Below are 19028 nucleotides of genomic sequence, written 5' to 3'. Positions count from 1 at the left end.
CTGATGCCTTACCGATCCTCGTCAAGCTGGCCTTCAGAAGAGGATCGGTTCATCCCCGTCCGCAGGAGCATAGCGGGTGATTTCCATAGCGCAGCTGACTTCGATGAATTTCGGTTTATGCCAGGCCATACTTCCTCCATTCGCCCGTGGGGTCGTTGTGCTCGCTCCCGTTCCGGCAGGCGCCCTTGCGGTCGGGGCGGGCATGAAACCAGGCAGGACCTATAGCAGTCGCTGCCCGGGTCAAGGGCCGGAACGGCAGTCCGCTGCTCCGGCAGAGCCCGGCGGCGCCGTAGCCGGGCTTTTAGGCATCGTAAAGTCTCCTCTTGGGGCGCATGGTAGCAAGCGATGTGGTGCCCCACAATTACGACCTAGGTGTCGGTCGCCGCCGCCTTCCGCCCACATGAAGCTCACCTCTAGCCGAATGCGTTGGCTGGATAAGGCTTGCTGACCACAGGAAGATAGCGCGCTCCGGACGCCAGCACGAACCGCTCGAAAGCCTGCATGGCCGGGGTGGCGGCACGATCCAGGCGCGACACGGTAAACCACTGCCGGCGGATCGGCGTGTCGACCACGTCGAGGATCACGAGCCTGCCGAGCTTTACCTCCTGTTCTATCGTATGGGCCGAGATGAAGGCGATTCCGAGACCGGCGATTACGGCCTGCTTGATCGTCTCGTTCGAGGCGATCTCGGTGCCGAGCTCCTCGAGCTCGTGCGGCGTGTCGCTCAGGAAGATCTCGAGGGAGATACGCGTTCCCGATCCTTTTTCGCGCACCAGGAACTGTTCCTGGGCGATCCGCTCCCGTGAAATCTCCAGCACGCCCGCGAGCGGGTGACCGGCGGGGGCGATGAAGACCAGTGGATGATCGCCGAACACCTGCGCCCGCACCTCGAAATCGCGCGGCGGCCGCCCCATCAGAGCGATGTCGATCTCGTGGTCCCGCAGCTTGGCGATGATCTCGGCCCGGTTGCCGATGAAGAGATTTATCTCCACGGCAGGAACCTGATCGCGAAAGGCGGCAATGAGCTGCGGCGCGAAATATTTCCCGGTCGACACGACGCCGAGGCGCAACCGTCCGGTTCTGAGCCCCTTGATGGCATCTATCGAGTCCTCGAGGGCAATGAGGCTGTCCTCGATCGCCCGCGCCGCTTCGAGAAAGGCAAGGCCGTAAGCCGTCGGCACCATGCCGCCACGCGTGCGGTCGAAGAGCGCAATGCCCGCATCCCGTTCCAGATGCTGGATCTGCAGGGTGAGCGCCGGTCCGGTCAGTCCCAAGGCTTCGGCGGCGAGGTTGATCTTCCCCAACCGGCAAACGGCTTCGACGGTGCGGAGCTGGCGAAAGGTCACGTTGCGCATGGATCAAAGTAAGTAAATTTAACTTATGAAGTCAAACGAATAAATTTTACAAACTCCCCTTTTACGCCATCCTTCCCTCGACAGCGTGCGGAGGAGACATCATGTCAGGCGCAACTCTCGAAGCATACCTCGCTTCATGCACGGCCCGCGGCGACGACCTTACGCGGGACGTGGCCGCCGTGATCCAGAGGCTGGCTAAGGCCGCTCTCGACATCCGCAAGCTCGTCGGCCAGGGAGCGCTCGGCACCGCTTTCAACGGCACCCACGGCAGCAGCAACACGGATGGCGATCTGCAGAAGGACCTCGACATCCTGTGCGACGACCAGTTCCTGTCGTCGCTGCAAGGCGCCCCCGTCGCATGCTACGCCTCGGAAGAACTGGAAAATCCCGTTCTGCTCGACCCGGCTGCGCGCCTCGCGGTTGCCATCGACCCGCTCGACGGCTCTTCGAACATCGATAACAACGTTTCCATCGGCACGATCTTCTCGGTGCTTCCCGCCGCCAAGGGGCCGGATGTGGACCCCTCCCAGTCCTTCCTGCAACCTGGAAACCGGCAACTGGCGGCGGGCTTCTTCATCTACGGGCCGCAGACCGCTCTGGTGCTGTCGCTCGGCAAGGGGACGGAGATCTTCGTCTTCTCCAGCAGGCTCGGATGTTTCGTCGAGGCCTGCAAGTCGGCCAGCATCCCGGAGCGCGCGCACGAATTTGCCATCAACATGTCGAACTACCGGCACTGGGAAGAAGCCATCCGGCTCTATGTCGACGACTGCCTGGCAGGCTCCGAGGGGCCTCGCGAGCGGGATTTCAACATGCGCTGGATCGCCTCGCTCGTCGCGGAAACCTATCGCATCCTCATCCGCGGCGGGATCTTTCTCTATCCCGCCGACGGCCGGAAGGGATATAGCCAGGGCCGGCTGCGGCTGGTCTACGAGGCGAACCCCATCGCCTTCATCATCGAGAATGCCGGCGGCGCGGCCACCACGTCCATCGACCGCATTCTCGATCTCGTTCCGGAAAATCTGCACCAGCGCGTGCCTCTGGTTTTCGGCTCCCGCCGCGAGGTGGCGCGCATCACCCGCTATCACGTCGACCCGAACATGATTGGCGAACGCGCTCCGCTCTTCGGCAAGCGCGGTCTGTTCCGGGCCTGAGGAGAAAAAATATGTCGGCCAAATACCCCATCATCTCCATCACAGGTTCGTCCGGCGCCGGCACCACGACCGTCAAGGACACTTTCGAGAAGATATTCAAGCGCGAGAACATCTCGGCGTCCTTCATCGAAGGCGATGCCTTTCATCGCTTCGACCGGGAAACCATGCGCAGCAAGATCGCGGAGGAGAAAGCCCGAGGCGTCGACTTCACGCATTTCTCCGCCGAGGCGAACGAACTGGAGATCCTCGAAAGCGTCTTTGCCGAATATGGCCGGCGCGGGGTCGGGCGCACCCGTCACTACGTGCACGACGAGGCCGAGGCCGCGAAATTCGGCTCGGACCCAGGCACGTTCACCGACTGGGAAGAATTCCGCGACAGCGATCTTCTCTTCTACGAGGGGCTGCATGGCTGCGCCGTCACCGACACGGTCAATCTCGCCCAGCATTGCGACCTGAAGATCGGCGTCGTGCCCGTCATCAATCTCGAATGGATCCAGAAGATTCATCGCGACAAGGCGACCCGCGGCTACTCCACCGAGGCCGTGACCGACACCATCCTGCGGCGCATGCCCGACTATGTGAACTATATCTGCCCGCAGTTCTCCCTGACGGACATCAATTTCCAGCGCGTGCCGATCGTCGACACGTCCAATCCCTTCATCGCCCGCTGGATACCGACGCCGGCCGAATCCATCCTGGTCATCCGCTTCGCCAAGCCGCAAAGCATCGATTTCCCCTACCTGCTGTCGATGCTTCACAACAGCTACATGTCGCGCGCCAATTCCATCGTGGTGCCGGGCGACAAGCTCGATCTCGCCATGCAGCTGATCTTCACCCCGCTCATCCACAAGCTGCTCGAGCGCAAGCACCGCATGTCGTGAGGAGGACATCATGAATGTTTCGCAGCAGATCGGACCCCGCGCCGCCTCGGAGCGCAGCATGGCCGATGCCATCCGGTTTCTTTCCATGGACGCCGTCGAGAAGGCCAACTCCGGCCACCCCGGCATGCCGATGGGAATGGCCGACGCGGTGACGGTCCTCTTCAACCGCTTCATCAGGATCGATCCGTCACGCCCCAACTGGCCGGACCGCGACCGTTTCGTGCTTTCGGCCGGCCATGGCTCGATGCTGCTCTATTCGCTCCATCACCTCATCGGCTTCGCCGATATGCCGATGGCCGAGCTTTCATCCTTCCGCCAGCTCGGCTCGAAAACGGCCGGCCACCCCGAATACGGCCATGCCCTCGGTATCGAGACCACCACCGGACCGCTGGGCCAGGGGATCTCGACCGCTGTCGGCATGGCGATTGCCGAACAAATGATGGCCGCCCGCTTCGGCAGTGCGCTCTGCAACCACTTCACCTACGTGGTCGCCGGAGACGGCTGTCTGCAGGAGGGGATCAGCCACGAGGCGATCGACCTTGCCGGACATTTGAAATTGCGCAAGCTCATCGTGCTGTGGGACGACAACCGGATATCGATCGACGGCTCCACCGATCTCTCCACCTCGATGAACCAGCTTGCGCGTTTCCGCGCCGCCGGCTGGGATGCGCAAGCCGTCGACGGCCACGACCCCGGCGCGGTGGCAAAAGCGATCGAGCGGGCGCGCCGGACCCGAAAGCCGTCGCTGATCGCCTGCCGCACCCGCATCGGCAAGGGTGCCGCCAGCATGGAGGGCTCGCACAAGACCCACGGCGCGGCGCTCGGCGAAAAGGAGATCGCTACCACACGCGAAAACCTCGCCTGGCCGCATCCGCCCTTCTTCGTTCCATCTGAGATCAAGGCTGCCTGGGAAAAGGTGGCGGCGCGGGGCCGCTCGGCCCGCGAGGCCTGGGAAATCCGCCTCGACTCTTCGCGCTCGAAAAAGCGCTACGAGCAGACCATAGGGCGGCAGCTCGACGGCGAGGTCGGCGATCTGCTTGCAAGATTCCGGGACGCGCATCGTACAAGGGCTACGAAGGTCGCGACGCGTCAGGCCTCGCAGATGGCTCTGGAAGTCATCAACGGCGCCACCGCGTTGACGATCGGCGGCTCGGCGGACCTGACCGGCTCCAACCTGACGCTGACCTCGCAGACCCAGCCCATTTCGTCGGGCAATTTCAAGGGCCGCTACCTGCATTACGGCATCCGCGAGCACGGCATGGCGGCCGCCATGAACGGCATCGCGCTCCATGGCGGCTTCATCCCCTATGGGGGCACTTTCCTGGTCTTTTCCGACTATGCTCGCGGTGCGATGCGCCTTTCGGCCCTCATGGGCCTGCCCGTCATCTATGTGCTGACGCATGATTCCATCGGGCTCGGCGAAGACGGACCGACGCACCAGCCGGTCGAGCATCTGGCCATGCTGCGCGCCACGCCCAACCTCAATGTCTTCCGGCCGGCCGACATCATCGAGACGGCAGAATGCTGGGAGATCGCGCTTGGCGAGAAGAACACGCCGAGCGTCCTCGCCCTTTCGCGGCAGGCCCTGCCGATGCTGCGCCGGACGGACGGGAACGAGAACCTGTCGGCGCTCGGGGCCTATGTCCTGAGGGAAGCGCGCGGCGACCGGGACATCACGCTTCTTGCCACGGGATCCGAAGTCGAGATCGCCGTAGCCGCGGCGGAGCGCCTGCAGGCCGAAGAAGGCATAGCAGCGGCGGTGGTCTCCATGCCGTGCTGGGAGAAGTTCGAGGCTCAGGACGCGGCCTATCACAGGCAGGTCCTCGGAGATGAACCGCGCATCGCCATCGAGGCCGCGGGTCGCCTCGGCTGGGACCGTTGGATGGGCCCGGACAGTGCCTTCGTCGGCATGACGGGCTTTGGTGCCTCGGCACCGGCCGGAGACCTCTACCGCCATTTCGGCCTCACCGCCGACCATGTCGTCGCAGAAGCCCTGGAGCTTCTCCGCCGGGCATACCCGGAAACGCCGCCAACAGATGCCCGGACCGGCAATCCGGTCGCCCACATCGTCAGATCATCCGAGGAGGCATGACAATGGCCCGCATCACGCTTCGCCAATTGCTCGATCACGCCGCCGAACGCAGCTACGGCGTGCCGGCATTCAACATCAACAACATGGAGCAGGGGCTTGCGATCATGGAGGCGGCGCGCGCCTGCGACGCTCCCGTGATCCTCCAGGTCTCGCGTGGTGCCCGCTCCTACGCGAACGACGTCATGCTCGCCAAGATGATGGAAGCTTTGGAAGAGATGTATCCGGACATTCCGCTCTGCATTCACCAGGATCACGGCAACAATGTCGCGACCTGCCTCACGGCGATCCAGCACGGCTTCACCTCGGTGATGATGGACGGCTCGCTGAAGGAGGATGCCAAGACCCCTGCCGATTACGACTATAACGTCTCGATCACGGCAGAGGTGAGCCGCCTCGCGCACATGGTCGGCGCCTCGGTCGAAGGCGAACTCGGCTGTCTCGGTTCGCTCGAGACCGGCCATGGCGAGGCCGAGGACGGCCACGGCTTCGAAGGCGCGCTCGACCGTTCGCAACTGCTTACCGATCCGGACGAAGCCGCCCGCTTCGTCGCCGAGACCGGCGTCGATGCGCTGGCCGTCGCCATCGGCACCTCGCACGGGGCCTATAAGTTTACCCGCAAGCCGACCGGCGAAGTCCTCGCTATGGACGTGATCGAGAAGATCCATGAGCGGCTGCCGAACACCCATATCGTCATGCACGGCTCCTCCTCCGTACCGCAGGAATGGCAGGACGTTTTCAACGCCCATGGCGGCCAGATGCGCGAGACCTACGGCGTCCCCGTCGAGGAGATCGTCCGTGGCATCCGCTTCGGCGTGCGCAAGGTCAATATCGACACCGACCTGCGCCTTGCCGCAGCCGCCGCCTTTCGCCGCGTCGCCGACACGAGCCGCACCGAATTCGATCCCCGCAAATTCCTGAAAGCCGCCATGGAAGCCATGTCGTCGGTCTGCAAGGCGCGTTTCGAGGCCTTCGGCACCGCCGGAAACGCATCCCGCATCAAGGTCGTGCCGATGTCGGAGATGGCCCGCCGCTACGCAAGCGGCTCCCTGAAACCCCAGCCTGCGCGGTCGGAAGCCGCCTGATCGCATCCATTCAGAGGAAAGGACCCCAACCATGAACGCCGACGCAAAGACAGAGATCAAGGGCCGCGAACGTTACAAGGCCGGCGTGTTGAAATACGCCCAGATGGGCTATTGGAACGGAGACTACGAGCCGAAGGACACCGATCTGATCGCGCTCTTCCGCATCACGCCGCAGGACGGCGTCGATCCGATCGAAGCGGCCGCCGCCGTCGCCGGCGAAAGCTCGACGGCCACATGGACAGTCGTCTGGACCGATCGCCTGACGGCCTGCGATCAATACCGCGCCAAGGCCTACCGGGTCGATCCGGTGCCGGGAACGCCGGGGCAGTATTTCTGCTATGTCGCCTACGACCTCATCCTCTTCGAGGAGGGCTCTATCGCGAACCTGACCGCATCGATCATCGGCAACGTCTTCTCGTTCAAGCCGCTGAAGGCGGCAAGGCTCGAGGACATGCGCCTGCCCGTCGCCTATGTGAAGACCTTTAGGGGCCCGCCGACCGGCATCGTCGTGGAGCGCGAACGGCTCGACAAGTTCGGCAAGCCGCTGCTGGGTGCCACGACCAAACCGAAGCTCGGCCTGTCGGGCAAGAACTATGGCCGCGTCGTCTATGAGGGGCTGAAGGGTGGCCTCGACTTCATGAAGGACGACGAGAACATCAATTCGCAGCCCTTCATGCATTGGCGCGACCGGTATCTCTACTGCATGGAGGCCGTCAACCACGCTTCCGCCGTCACCGGCGAGGTAAAGGGGCACTATCTCAACATCACTGCCGGCACGATGGAGGAAATGTACCGCCGAGCCGAATTCGCCAAGGAGCTCGGCTCGGTCATCGTCATGGTCGATCTCATCGTCGGCTGGACTGCAATCCAGTCCATATCGGAATGGTGCCGGCAGAACGACATGATCCTGCACATGCACCGGGCCGGTCACGGCACCTATACGCGGCAGAAGAACCACGGCATCTCCTTCCGCGTGATCGCCAAATGGCTGCGGCTCGCCGGCGTCGACCACCTGCATGCGGGCACGGCCGTGGGCAAGCTCGAGGGCGACCCGCCGACGGTGCAGGGCTACTACAATGTCTGCCGCGAAATGAAGAACGAGGTCGACCTTCCGCGTGGTCTGTTCTTCGACCAGGACTGGGCGGACCTCAAGAAGGTCATGCCCGTCGCCTCGGGCGGCATCCATGCCGGCCAGATGCACCAGCTGCTCGATCTTTTCGGCGACGATGTCGTACTGCAATTCGGCGGCGGCACGATCGGTCATCCGCTGGGCATCCAGGCAGGGGCCACCGCCAACCGCGTCGCCCTGGAAGCCATGGTGCTTGCCCGCAACGAGGGGCGCGACATCGCCCACGAAGGTCCCGAGATCCTGCGGGCGGCGGCGAAGTGGTGCAAGCCGCTGGAAGCGGCCCTCGATATCTGGGGCAATATCAGCTTCAACTACACCCCGACCGATACGTCGGATTTCGTGCCGAGCGTAACCGCGGCCTGACAGACACGAGGGCCTGACGGACCCGAACTGACGGACAAGAAGAGAAGGAGAGACGACATGCGTATCACCCAGGGATGCTTCTCGTTCCTGCCGGACCTGACCGATGAGCAGATCACGGCACAGGTGGAATATTGCCTCGGAAAGGCTTGGGCTATCGGCGTCGAATATACCGACGACCCGCACCCCAGAAACACCTATTGGGAAATGTGGGGCAATCCGATGTTCGACCTCAAGGACGCCAAAGGCGTGATGATGGAGCTCGAGGATTGCCGCAAGGCCCACCCGCAGGACTATATCCGCCTCAACGCTTTCGATTCCAGCCGCGGCCTGGAGACGGTGACAATGTCGTTCATCGTCAACCGCCCCGAAAACGAGCCGAGCCTCAGAATGACCCGGACGGAGAGCAACGGCCGCAGCCAGCATTATATGTGGGAAACGCAGCGATAGGAGGAGCGACAATGCTGATGCCGGATGCTCCATCGAACACCGAAAGCCTGCCGACTTCGGTCGACCTCGCTGAGGAATACCAAGCCTCCGGCGTCGCCGAGATCCTTGACGAACTGGACCGGGAACTCGTGGGCTTGAAACCCGTGAAGCAGCGTATCCGCGAGACGGCGGCGCTGCTTCTCGTCGAGCGGGCGCGCCGTGCAATGGGCCTCAGCCATGAGCCGCCGTCGCTGCATATGAGCTTCACCGGCAATCCCGGCACCGGCAAGACCACGGTGGCGCTGCGCATGGCCAACCTGCTGCACAGGCTCGGCTATATCCGCAAGGGCCATCTGGTCTCGGTGACGCGCGACGACCTGGTCGGGCAATATATCGGCCACACCGCACCCAAGACCAAGGAGATCCTGAAGAAAGCAATGGGGGGCGTGCTTTTCATCGACGAGGCCTATTACCTCTACCGTCCCGACAACGAACGCGATTACGGCCAGGAGGCAATCGAGATCCTGCTGCAGGTGATGGAGAACAATCGTGACGACCTGGTCGTGATCCTCGCCGGCTACGCCGACCGCATGGACCGGTTTTTCGAGAGCAACCCCGGCTTTCGATCCCGGATCGCCCATCACATAGACTTCCCCGACTATGATAACGGGGAGCTTCTATCGATCGCCGAGAGCATGCTCAGCCGGCAGGGGTACCGCTTCGACAGCAAGGCGTCTGCGGTGATGAGCGACTACATCGCGCGCCGCCGGCGACAACCGCATTTCGCCAATGCGCGCTCCATCCGAAACGCGCTCGACCGGGCCCGGCTGCGGCAGGCGAACCGCCTTTTCGAGGAAAGCGCCGGACCGGTCGATGCGGAACAGCTGTCGACCATCACGGCTCGTGACATCGCCGCGAGCCGGGTGTTCACCACAGTCGAACCCAGTCATACGGAGACATCGCCATGAATGAGAAGACCATCATAGCGCCTTCGGTTCTGTCGGCCGATTTCTCACGGCTCGGCGAAGAGGTCGAGGCCGTGTGCCGGGCCGGTGCGGACTGGATCCATCTCGACGTGATGGACGGCCATTTCGTGCCCAACATCACCTTCGGTCCCCCGGTCATCAAGGCGCTGCGGGACCGCACGGACAAGGTGTTCGACTGCCATCTGATGATCGCACCGCCCACGCCCTATCTCGGCGCCTTCGCCTGTGCCGGCTGCGACATCATCACCGTGCATGCGGAGGCGACGACGCATCTGGATCGCTCGCTGCAGGCCATCCGCGACGTCGGCTGCAAGGCGGGCGTATCGCTCAATCCCTCCACGCCGGAGAGCGTCATCGAATATGTGCTGGACCGGCTGGACCTCGTCCTCCTGATGACGGTCAATCCGGGCTTCGGCGGCCAGGATTTCATTCCGGCCGTGGTCGACAAGGTGCGGCGGGTGAAGGCGATGATCGGCGGCCGTCCGATCCACATAGAGATCGACGGCGGCGTGACGCCGGAGACCGCATCGCTGGTTGCCGCCGCAGGCGCAGATGTGCTGGTTGCCGGCTCGGCGGTATTCAAAGGCGGCAGCGAGGAGCACTACGCCAGGAACATCGCGGCCATCCGCGCCGCCTCCGATGGCGCCATCAGGAAGGCAGCGTGAGCCATGGCCGCTACACCACCCCTTTGTGATTTCGGCTGGCCAGCGATCGACGCCACGCTTCCCGGCGTCGATGGCTTCACCCGCACCATATTCGGCCAGGCCGGCCCGAAAGGGCTGGTCGTTGCCTTCATATGCAATCACTGCCCCTATGTGAAAGCGGTCATCGGCCGGATCGTCCGGGACGCCATCGACCTCAGGGCTCACGGGATCGGCTTCGTGGCTGTTAACTCCAACGACGCCGGCAATTACCCGCAGGACTCGTTCGAAAACATGAAGCGCTTCGCTTCGCAAAACGCCCTGCCCTTTCCCTACCTCCACGACGAGGACCAATCCGTCGCCAAAGCCTACCGCGCCGTCTGCACGCCCGACTTCTTCGGCTTCAACAAGGACATGAAGCTGCAATATCGCGGGCGGCTGGACGCATCGCGCAAGGAGATCGGCCCCGCCGATCTGCGACGCGATCTCTACGAGGCCATGGTCATGGTCGCGCTGTTCGGCAAGGGCCCGGCCGAGCAGCAGCCTTCCATAGGGTGTACCATCAAATGGAAGATTTCGGCTTTTCAGGTTTGATGGAACCACCCACCATCGCGCCACGCGCCTTCTGACATGCCCCGAAGCACGGACAGCCAACCAAAGGCTTGCCGCTCGTCTTCACTGACCGCACGAACCCTGGCAAGGAACTGCATCGGTCCCTCCTTTCACCTCATCCTGTGCTCGTCACGGAGATCCAGCAGCGCCGCGTCTGCGGCGCGCGGGAAGAGTTCTTTCAGCCCAAGGACTTGGTCTGGCTGGATTCCTGTGACAAGCACAGGAATGAGGAGCCGGGGATGTGCGGCAAATGCGGACGCGGAAACGCCTCAGCCCCCGCCCGTCGAAATGCCTCTGCAATAAGAGGCGACGGGCGGGGTCCGAGGGAGGAGACGGTCGGCTGGTGGAGCGGAGTCCCCAATGTTCAACAGGTCAGGCCGGCAGGGCGCCGGTCTGTTTGGCGATATGCGTGGCGATCGCGTCCATCAGCGGCGGAGACAGACAATCATAGGGCTGCAGGCCGAGCTCGGTCAGCCTTGCGCGTATCTCCGGCATGCTCTCCGGGTTCACACCGCTTTCGATGATCGAAGAAACGAAGGCCGCGAATTCGGGCGGCGACCAGCCCGTTTCGTCGCTGAGTTCGGTATGGACGAAATCGAGGCCGTAGAAGGGATGCTTGGTGTTTTCGATCCGGCCATACATGTGCGTGCCGCAATCGCGGCAGGCGTAACGCTGGATCGTCGCGCTCGGATCGACGACCTGCAGTTTCTCCGCACCTGAGGTGACGTTCACGTTGTCGCGGCCGACGACGGCGATCTGGGCGAAGATCGCACCCTCGGGCTTCCAGCATTTGGTGCAGCCGCAAGCATGATTGTGCGCCGTCTGCGAGCCGATCCGCACGGTCACCGGATTTGTGGCGCATTTGCATTTCAGCGTACCGCCGGCAAAGCCCGGACTGGCAGGCGGAAAGCCGTTGTCGATGGACGGATGTAGCTTGAGCATTGGTTCCTCCTCGGCTTTGAACGTCCTTCGTTCACAAGCAGGATCAGTTGAAATGCGGCTCGCGGCAATATAGCGGAAAGTGTCGGTTTTCGGCGCCGAACACCCCAGCAAGGGCAGGGCTCAGCCTTTCGACCGGAGCATGGCGCGGGCCGGATTATAGCCCCAAAGGGCGGCGAGCATGAACAGGACGAAGCACGCGCCGACCCAGACGAGCGCCGTCAGGTTGAGTTCGCCGTAAAGCGCGAAGCGTATCAGTTCGACCGCGTAGGTAAACGGATTGAGGGCGCAGATGTCGCGCAGCAGCGGCGAACTTTCGGCCATCTTCCAGAGCGGATAAAGTGCCGAGGAAAGGAAGAACATCGGAAAGATCACGAAGTTCATGACGCCGGCAAAGTTCTCGAGTTGCCGGACGGTCGAGGATATCAGCAGGCCGAAGGCACCGAGCATCAATCCGCTGATGAGGAGGGCGGGCAGCACCGCGACATAGCCGACGGGCGGCACGGTGATGCCGGTCAGCGCAGCGATGGCCAGGAACACCGCCACCTGCAGGATGGAGACGATCACACCGGCGAGAAGCTTCGAGAACAGCAGCCACCAGCGCGGCAGGGGCGAGGTCAGCAGGAGGCGCATGGATCCCATCTCCTGGTCATAGACCAGCGCCAGCGACGATTGCATGCCGTTGAAGAGCTGGATCATGCCGCAGAGCCCCGGAAGGATATAGACCTCATAGGTGATATAGGTCTGGTAGGGCGGGATGATCGACACGCCGAGCGCCGCGCGGAAGCCGGCGGCAAAGACGATCAGCCAGACGAGCGGGCGGACGAGTGCCGCCAGAAACCGCCCGCGCTGGCGGACGAAGCGCAGGTTTTCGCGGGTGACGATTGCGCAAAGCGCGACCAGCCATGCCTTCATGCCGAAACCTCCCGGCTCTCGGCCGTCATCGACAGGAACGCCTTGGCGAGCCCCTGCCCGCCCGCGAGTTCCGCGGCGGTGCCGTCGCTCAGCACCTTGCCGCGATGCAGAACGACGACCTGATCCTCCGGCCGGATCTCGTCGACCAGATGCGTCGCCCAGAGAACCGCAAGGCCGCTCGCGGCAAGCAGATGCACATGATCGGTGATCGCCTGCCGGGAGGCAGCGTCCAGTCCGACGGTCGGCTCGTCGAGCAGCAATATCTGCGGCTTGTGGATCAAGGCCCGCGCGATCTCCATGCGCCGCCGGTGACCGCCGTTGAGCGCACGTACCTCCTCGTCGGCCCGCTCGGCCATGCCGAGCTGTGTCAGCGCCGCTTCGATCGCCACAGCGGCCTGCCGCCCCGACAAACCATGAAGCCCGGCGAAATAGCGCAGGTTTCGGCGCACCGACATGTCGAGATCGAGCGTGGGCTGCTGGAACACCACCCCGATGCGCGCGAGCGCCGCACGCGGCTCGCGCGCAATGTCGAAGCCGGCCACGCCGATCGTGCCGGCCCTTGTCGCGAGCAGCCGCGTCAGAAGAGCGAACAGCGTCGATTTGCCGGCGCCGTTCGGCCCGAGCAGCGCGCAGAACCGACCGGTCGTGACGGAGAAGCTGACATCGTCCAGCGCCCGTGATTTTCCGTAGCTGTAGCTGACATGGCTGATGTCGAGCCCGATCATGATGCCCTTCCCGGCGCGGCCGCAAACTCTTCTATAATCGTCGCCGGTTTCCCGGCAAGGCGGAGGCAGCGCCGGGCAAGCCGCCGCGCCTCGGCTTCCGAATGGGTCACGAGAATGACGGCAGGTGCGGTTTCCGCGATCAGCGCCTCGGTCAGGGCCAGCATGTCCTCGGCCATCGCAGGATCGAGCGACACATAGGGCTCGTCCAGGACGAGAAGCTCCGGCCGACCGGCAAAGGCGCGCGCCAGCGCCAGCCGCCGCTGCTGGCCGAGCGACAGCTGGCCGGGAAAGAGCGCGGCCCTGTCGGCGATGCCGGTCCGCTCCAGCGCTGAGAGTGCAGCTTGCATCCCGAGTTGCGGATGCACCAATGTCAGGTTCTCGATGACGCTTCTCCACGGCAGAAGAACAGGCTCCTGAAAAACCATGGCAATGTTTTCCGGCCGGGTGATCTCGCCGTCGAAAGCGGTGTCGATGCCGGCGACGAGCCGAAGCAGCGTCGATTTGCCGATGCCCGACGGACCGAGGATGGCGACCGTCTCGCCGATCTCCATCTCGAAGCGGATGTCGCGCAGGACCTCCTCTTCGCCGAATGCCTTTCGTCTGACATCGATCCTGATCACGCCGTCCTCCAGCGCCGCACCCGGCGTTCGGCCGGCTGCAGGAAGAAAGCCTCCACCAGCAGCATCACGCCGATGAAGGAAAGCGCATAGACCAGCACCATGGCAACGTTGAAAAGCTGGAAATAGAAATGGATCTGGAACCCTATCCCGCTGGAGCGGCCGAGAAACTCGACCACCAGCACGATCTTCCATATCACCGCAATGCCGGATCGGGCGGCAGCGGCAATGAAAGGCGCAAGCTGCGGCATGATCACGTGTCGCAGCCGCGCCAGCGGACGCATGCGGTAAACCGCCGCCATGGAGTCGAGATCAGGGTCAAGCGCCCGCGCGCCCTCGCGCAGAAGCGTTGCGACATTCGGGATCTTGTTGAGCACGACCGCGGTGATGGCGGCCGTCTCGTTGAGACCGATCCAGATGTAGCACAACACGATGAGCACCAGTGCCGGCAGATTGAGAAACACGACAAGCCATGGGTCGAGCCATCGATCGACCGCGGCAACGCGCCCCATCAGAAAGCCGATCGCCACACCGATCACCATGGCCGGCACGAATGCGCAGATCACGCGCCAGAGCGTCATGCCCAGGTGATAGGGCAAGGCGCCGGAACTGACCGCTTGCACGAAGGGTGCCCAAAGCGTCCAGGGCTGGGGCAGGACCGACGCGTCGTCCGTGAAGCCGGCGGCCGCTATCCACAAGAGCAACAGCAGCCCCAGCGACAATGCGCGCACCAAGGCAGGATGTTGCAGCGTTCTATTCAAGGTGCAGGAACAATCCACTGGGCAGGCTTGTCGCCTTGCCGACGAGCTCTTCTCCACCAAGTTCCGCCATCAGCCGCAGAAAACGGTCGGCGGCCGCCTCGTCGATCGGCTTGCCGCTTGGAATGCCGGCGCGATAGCCGTCGCGTAGCGCAATGAATTCAGCGTCGTCGGCCGCATTCATCTTGTCCCGCAATTCCTCCCACACCTCATCGTTCTCGCGCAGCAGATCCTTGGCTGCGCGCGAGGCCTTGTAAAGCCCCTTCACGATTTCCGGATGCGTCGCGGCATATTCGCCCTTCAACACGTAGCCGAGGAGCGGCGTATCGGGATCGAGCTTGAGCGCCGCCGCCGCATCCGAGACGGAGACTAGTTCATGCATGCCCTTGGCCCGCATCTTCGCGAGGAAATGCCAGAAATTGATGGTACCCGCCGTCTCGCCGGAAAGCGCCGACTTGAAGATCAATGGCGGAGCGCCGAACACCTGCTCGGTTTCGGCTGCGAGATCCATGCCATGCTGCTGCTTGGCATAGGCGCGCAGGATCAGCCAGCTCTTGTCGAGCGGACCTCCGGCAATGCCGATCTTCTCGCCGGCAAGGTCCGGCAGCGCCTTGATGCCGCTTTCATCCTTGACCATCAGGCCGCCGACCGCGCGCGAATAGGGGATGAAGACATAATCCTTGCCGGAGGCACGCTGGTTGGCCACCCAGATCCAGTCGGCCACCATCGTGTCGGCCTCGCCGCCCTCGAAGGCGACGCGCGTCGCGCCGTTGTCCGCATAGTCCTGCACGGCCAGTTCGAAGCCGTTCTTGCGGTCGAATTCGTGGGTCTTGATGGTCGAGATTTCCCAGTTGACGGTTCCCGATGCCAGCATGGCCGCCCGCAATTGCGGCAACTCGTCGGCCGAGGCCGCAGCCGGTCCGAATGCGAACAGGCAAGCGGCCATGAACAGTCGAATAACTTTCATCTCTTCCTCCCCGGAACCGCCGCCTTCGGGCACCCTGTCCCGCGGACTTTCTCGGGCACCGTTTCACTGTATGGAAATCGATACTTTCTGGCTGTCGCCGGAGGATTCCGGAATCTTCACTTCGTAGCTGCCCGGCTTGACGGCGATGAAAGACAGCGTTGCAGTCCCGGCCTCATCGAATTCCAGGCTGTCGATCGCCATTGGGCGCACCTCGATGCCGTTGACGACGATCTCGTTCATCCAGATCGCACGGAAGAACGGCGCACCGGTGATCGCCAGCTCCGCCGATCCGTCCGCCGTGATCTGCATTTCGTAGTATGCGCCTGACTGGAGCGTAATGGCACCCTTACCGAGCGGCTTTCCGGACGCAAGCGTGATCTCGATCGGCTCTCCCCGATTGCATTTGGCCAGCAGCCCGGCAAAGCCGAGGTCGCTGCAAAGCGGCGCGGCAACGGCCGGACTCGCCAGAAAGAGCGCGGCGAGCGCCGCAAGAACCGATTTATGCACGATGAATCCTCCCCATTGGTATTTGCCCATTGCTCCGCTTCAATCCGGCGCGACTACGACGCCCCAGGGCTGCTCGCCCACCTGAACCGAGCGGATCACCTTTTCCGCCTTCACGTCGATTATGCTGATGTCATTGGAATTGCCATTGGTGGTGATCAGGAATTCCTCGCCCGGCGTGAATGCCATCTGCCAGACCCGCTGCCCGACGAGCAGATAGTCGAGCACTTCGTCCGTCGCTCCGTCGATCACTGCAACCCGGTTTGCGGGTCCAAGCGCCACAAAGATGCGCGAGCCGTCCTTGGTGGCCTTGACGCCGACCGGCTGCAGCCATTCCGGCAGGACGCCCGGGACTTCGAACGTGATCTTCTTGGTGATTTTCGGCTCGGCCGCCGACACGTCGATCACCGAAACGGTACCCCCGATCTCGGCGCTGACGTAGAGCTTCTTGCCGTCTGCCGTGAACTCCGCATAACGCGGCCTCTGATCCACCAGCACGTTGTGCACGATCTTGTAGGTCGAGGCGTCGATGAAATGCGCCATATTGGTGGTTTCGGACGTATTGATGATCGTCTTGGCATCCGGGCTGACCGCGACGCCTTCCGGCTCGACCCCGACCGGCACCTCAGCCAGTACCTGGTGCGTCTTGACATCCACGACGGTCACGAGATTGTCGTCCTCATTGGCGATGTAGAGCGGATTGCCGGAAGGATCGAGGGCGAAGAGTTCCGGATCCGGACCCGACGGCAGCGTGTGCAGTTCCCTATAGGTCTCGGGATCGAAGACCCTGACGGTGTCGTCATCCGACGCGCAGACGTAAAGTTCCTTGCCGTCCGGACTGATGGTGATGCCGCGCGGCCTGTTTCCGGCCGGAAACGTGGCGATCACTTCCCAGCTTTCACTGTCGAGCACGGTTATGTTGTTACCGCGCTCGTTGCTCACGAAGACCTTGTTGGCCTCGGCCGAACCGGCAGACAGCAGAACGGCGGACACAATCGCCAGTGCGGGTCTGAGCATCTTATCCTCCAAATGCGTGACAGGCTGTCTCGGGCGCATCGATGCCCAGCGTGTCGAGCGGCGAATGCTGGTGCAGGTAGCCGTCCTGCGGCGATACGGAAACGGTCACCCGGCCCTCGGTCAAAAGCACCGGCTGCCGCAACTGCCCGTTCCAGGTGCGGAAGGTCAATTTCTGGCCCTTGAACGCGGCAAGTTCGAAATCCTTGGAAAGGGCATAGGCCCGCACGCTCCCCGGGTCGGCCTTGCCGGACCGCGTCACCGCCTCTCCGATCACGCGCATTGCAAGCCATGCCTGGTAATCTTCCTCGCGCATGTAGCGGCCGGTGAGTTTTTCGAAGCGGCGCTGGAACTGGGTCGCACCCCAAGCCTCGTGGGCGGGATGCCAGGAGACCGGACGCAGGCCCGCAGAGCCCGCAACCGGCCTCGGATCCCAGCTGTGATAGGGCAGATAGGGCGCGAAAACGCCAGCCTCGTCGGCCGCGACGATCACGTCATATTCCTCGGCCTCCTGGGTGAAGACGGGAATCTGCTTTTGCACCAAGACATGACCGGTATCCGTGCGCCGGCTGCCGCCGGTGTCGACGAACTCCCGCTCCTCGACGATCTCAGCACCGAACTTGGCGGCCGATTTGCGGTAGCTGTCGGCAAGCAGCTTGTCTTCGGGATGCGAGCCGTGGATCAGCAGGATACGCGGCCATTTCTTCCACATGAGAAACTGAACGATGCTGTCGCTGAGCATCGAACGGCTCGGCGAGACGTGCAGCACATTGGCCCGGCAATCGGCATCGCGCAGCCCGTCGTCGCGAGCGCCCGCATTGAAAAGCAGCACGTCCGGCCCGGATTTGTCGGAGAGCGCCTTCAGTACGTCGCCTTCTGCGATCACCGCGATGAGGCCGATGCCTTCCGCCTTCAGCCCATCGAGCGCCGCCTCCGCCTCTTCCGGCGGAACCGCCTGCGTTTTCACGGTGTAGTCCATGCCGGTGAAGGCGCCGGTGGTCCGGTTGTCCTCGTTGCCAAGCATGGCGCCGGCAAAGCCAAGATCGGCGGGCGGCGCATCGAGCCGCGAGATCGGCGGACCGACGACACGATCGATCCGCAGCACAGCCGTCTTCACCTCCGCCGCCTGCACGGGAGACGTAACAAACACCGTCACCCAGAAAACGACAAGCAAAAGCGATGGGTTAGGCATTGCCGGAACGACCTCCCAATCTCCCTGACACTCCCTCGGAGATGGAGACTAACAGCGCAGTAGGTGTGGCAAAACCGATACTTAAGGAGCGTAGTTTAGCGACATGCGTGTGCTAGGCTGGATGTCATGCGGCACATCCTGACAGTCGTTGTCTCGATCCTTGTTCTGGCCCTGTCGCCGGCGCTCGCTCGTGCTGCGCTGGACAAGCCGCTGGCGCCGGGGGCCAAGGTCGCATTCCTCGGCATGACATTCATCGATCTGTCGACGGAGGGGGCCTATAACGGGGTGCGCGCCGACGAGACCGCGCGGCTCGAGCTCATGGAAAACGCGGCGCGCGACCGCTTCGTTCAGGAAGGCTTCGTCGTTCTCACGAACGAGCCAGTGGCAGCAGAACTCGCGAGCACGGTCAATCCGGCCGACTGCAACGGCTGCGACCTGAGTATGGGCAAGCGGCTTGGCGCCGACTATGTGCTGGTCGGCGAAGTGCGTAAGATCTCCAACCTTATCCTGTCGGTGGAGCTCGTACTGCGCGACGTGGACTCCGGCGAGATGCTGCGCGGCCTTGCCGTCGACATCCGCTCGAACACCGACGACAGCTGGCTGCGCGGCATCCGCTACATCCTGAAAAACCACTTCTTCAAATCCTGAAGGATGCCCGATTAAGGCCTTTTGAGATTCG

21 protein-coding genes are annotated in these 19028 nt (G+C 63.1%); 10 read left to right on the top strand and 11 right to left on the bottom strand.

Annotated features, from left to right (window positions below):
• Positions 1-33: 33 nt before the first annotated feature.
• Together pqqA and AC5J09_RS11855 are read right to left on the bottom strand one after the other, a co-directional pair.
• Positions 34-129, bottom strand: coding sequence for a pyrroloquinoline quinone precursor peptide PqqA (gene pqqA, locus AC5J09_RS11860; RefSeq protein ID WP_003528714.1), 96 nt, complete (start codon positions 127-129; stop codon positions 34-36).
• 284 nt (positions 130-413) lie between these two features.
• Positions 414-1355 carry a LysR family transcriptional regulator gene (locus AC5J09_RS11855; protein WP_100672546.1) on the bottom strand — a complete coding sequence of 314 codons (942 nt, stop codon included), beginning with the start codon at positions 1353-1355 and terminating at the stop codon, positions 414-416.
• Positions 1356-1456: 101 nt separating this feature from the next.
• On the opposite strand from AC5J09_RS11855, the gene AC5J09_RS11850 reads away from it, so the two are divergent.
• From AC5J09_RS11850 to AC5J09_RS11810, 9 genes are read left to right on the top strand one after another with little or no spacing between them, the layout of a single operon-like run.
• A complete protein-coding gene (locus AC5J09_RS11850; protein ID WP_100672547.1) occupies positions 1457-2506 on the top strand; it encodes a class 1 fructose-bisphosphatase in 1050 nt (349 codons plus the stop codon).
• Between the two features lie 11 nt (positions 2507-2517).
• The gene (locus AC5J09_RS11845; protein ID WP_100672548.1) at positions 2518-3387 is read left to right on the top strand and encodes a phosphoribulokinase; all 870 of its coding nucleotides are present in this window, start codon (positions 2518-2520) and stop codon (positions 3385-3387) included.
• A 10-nt stretch (positions 3388-3397) separates the two neighbouring features.
• The gene (tkt, locus tag AC5J09_RS11840; protein WP_494297641.1) at positions 3398-5479 is read left to right on the top strand and encodes a transketolase; all 2082 of its coding nucleotides are present in this window, start codon (positions 3398-3400) and stop codon (positions 5477-5479) included.
• 2 nt (positions 5480-5481) lie between these two features.
• The gene (gene fba, locus AC5J09_RS11835) at positions 5482-6561 is read left to right on the top strand and encodes a class II fructose-bisphosphate aldolase (RefSeq protein WP_026168919.1); all 1080 of its coding nucleotides are present in this window, start codon (positions 5482-5484) and stop codon (positions 6559-6561) included.
• A 31-nt stretch (positions 6562-6592) separates the two neighbouring features.
• The gene (locus tag AC5J09_RS11830) at positions 6593-8053 is read left to right on the top strand and encodes a form I ribulose bisphosphate carboxylase large subunit (RefSeq protein ID WP_494297640.1); all 1461 of its coding nucleotides are present in this window, start codon (positions 6593-6595) and stop codon (positions 8051-8053) included.
• Positions 8054-8110: 57 nt separating this feature from the next.
• Entirely contained in the window at positions 8111-8500 is a 390-nt protein-coding gene (locus AC5J09_RS11825) for a ribulose bisphosphate carboxylase small subunit (RefSeq protein WP_018098053.1), read from the top strand.
• 11 nt (positions 8501-8511) lie between these two features.
• Positions 8512-9447, top strand: coding sequence for a CbbX protein (gene cbbX / locus AC5J09_RS11820; protein ID WP_275599653.1), 936 nt, complete (start codon positions 8512-8514; stop codon positions 9445-9447).
• Positions 9444-10130, top strand: coding sequence for a ribulose-phosphate 3-epimerase (gene rpe, locus AC5J09_RS11815; protein ID WP_100672552.1), 687 nt, complete (start codon positions 9444-9446; stop codon positions 10128-10130). The genes cbbX and rpe overlap by 4 nt, the downstream gene beginning before the upstream one ends.
• A 3-nt stretch (positions 10131-10133) precedes the next feature.
• A complete protein-coding gene (locus AC5J09_RS11810; RefSeq protein ID WP_018098055.1) occupies positions 10134-10700 on the top strand; it encodes a thioredoxin family protein in 567 nt (188 codons plus the stop codon).
• 390 nt (positions 10701-11090) lie between these two features.
• Here AC5J09_RS11810 and gfa read toward each other — a convergent pair whose 3' ends face one another.
• The 9 genes from gfa to AC5J09_RS11765 form a co-directional block, all read right to left on the bottom strand.
• Positions 11091-11660, bottom strand: a complete 570-nt coding sequence (gfa, locus tag AC5J09_RS11805; RefSeq protein ID WP_015008668.1) for an S-(hydroxymethyl)glutathione synthase — start codon at positions 11658-11660, stop codon at positions 11091-11093.
• A 120-nt stretch (positions 11661-11780) separates the two neighbouring features.
• Entirely contained in the window at positions 11781-12572 is a 792-nt protein-coding gene (locus AC5J09_RS11800; protein WP_100672554.1) for an ABC transporter permease, read from the bottom strand.
• Positions 12569-13297 (bottom strand): ABC transporter ATP-binding protein, encoded by a 729-nt coding sequence (locus tag AC5J09_RS11795; protein ID WP_494297639.1) that lies wholly within the window; start codon positions 13295-13297, stop codon positions 12569-12571. The genes AC5J09_RS11800 and AC5J09_RS11795 overlap by 4 nt, the downstream gene beginning before the upstream one ends.
• A complete protein-coding gene (locus AC5J09_RS11790; protein ID WP_275599650.1) occupies positions 13294-13917 on the bottom strand; it encodes an ABC transporter ATP-binding protein in 624 nt (207 codons plus the stop codon). The genes AC5J09_RS11795 and AC5J09_RS11790 overlap by 4 nt, the downstream gene beginning before the upstream one ends.
• Positions 13914-14675 carry an ABC transporter permease gene (locus tag AC5J09_RS11785; RefSeq protein WP_164866750.1) on the bottom strand — a complete coding sequence of 254 codons (762 nt, stop codon included), beginning with the start codon at positions 14673-14675 and terminating at the stop codon, positions 13914-13916. The genes AC5J09_RS11790 and AC5J09_RS11785 overlap by 4 nt, the downstream gene beginning before the upstream one ends.
• On the bottom strand, positions 14668-15639 hold the full coding sequence (locus tag AC5J09_RS11780; protein WP_275599649.1) for an ABC transporter substrate-binding protein: 972 nt from the start codon (positions 15637-15639) through the stop codon (positions 14668-14670). The genes AC5J09_RS11785 and AC5J09_RS11780 overlap by 8 nt, the downstream gene beginning before the upstream one ends.
• 63 nt (positions 15640-15702) lie before the next feature.
• The gene (locus AC5J09_RS11775; protein WP_033047678.1) at positions 15703-16146 is read right to left on the bottom strand and encodes a cupredoxin domain-containing protein; all 444 of its coding nucleotides are present in this window, start codon (positions 16144-16146) and stop codon (positions 15703-15705) included.
• 39 nt (positions 16147-16185) lie between these two features.
• Positions 16186-17160 carry a YVTN family beta-propeller repeat protein gene (locus AC5J09_RS11770; RefSeq protein ID WP_338284121.1) on the bottom strand — a complete coding sequence of 325 codons (975 nt, stop codon included), beginning with the start codon at positions 17158-17160 and terminating at the stop codon, positions 16186-16188.
• Between the two features lies 1 nt (position 17161).
• On the bottom strand, positions 17162-18349 hold the full coding sequence (locus AC5J09_RS11765; protein ID WP_494297638.1) for an ABC transporter substrate-binding protein: 1188 nt from the start codon (positions 18347-18349) through the stop codon (positions 17162-17164).
• A 126-nt stretch (positions 18350-18475) separates the two neighbouring features.
• Here AC5J09_RS11765 and AC5J09_RS11760 point away from each other — a divergent pair, with 126 nt between their 5' ends.
• Positions 18476-18997, top strand: a complete 522-nt coding sequence (locus AC5J09_RS11760) for a DUF3280 domain-containing protein (RefSeq protein ID WP_494297637.1) — start codon at positions 18476-18478, stop codon at positions 18995-18997.
• The last annotated feature ends 31 nt before the right edge of the window (positions 18998-19028 follow it).

This window comes from Sinorhizobium sp. (assembly GCF_059070375.1).
The sequence above is the reverse complement of the archived record's forward strand: the minus strand, read 5'-3'. Positions and strand labels throughout refer to the sequence as shown.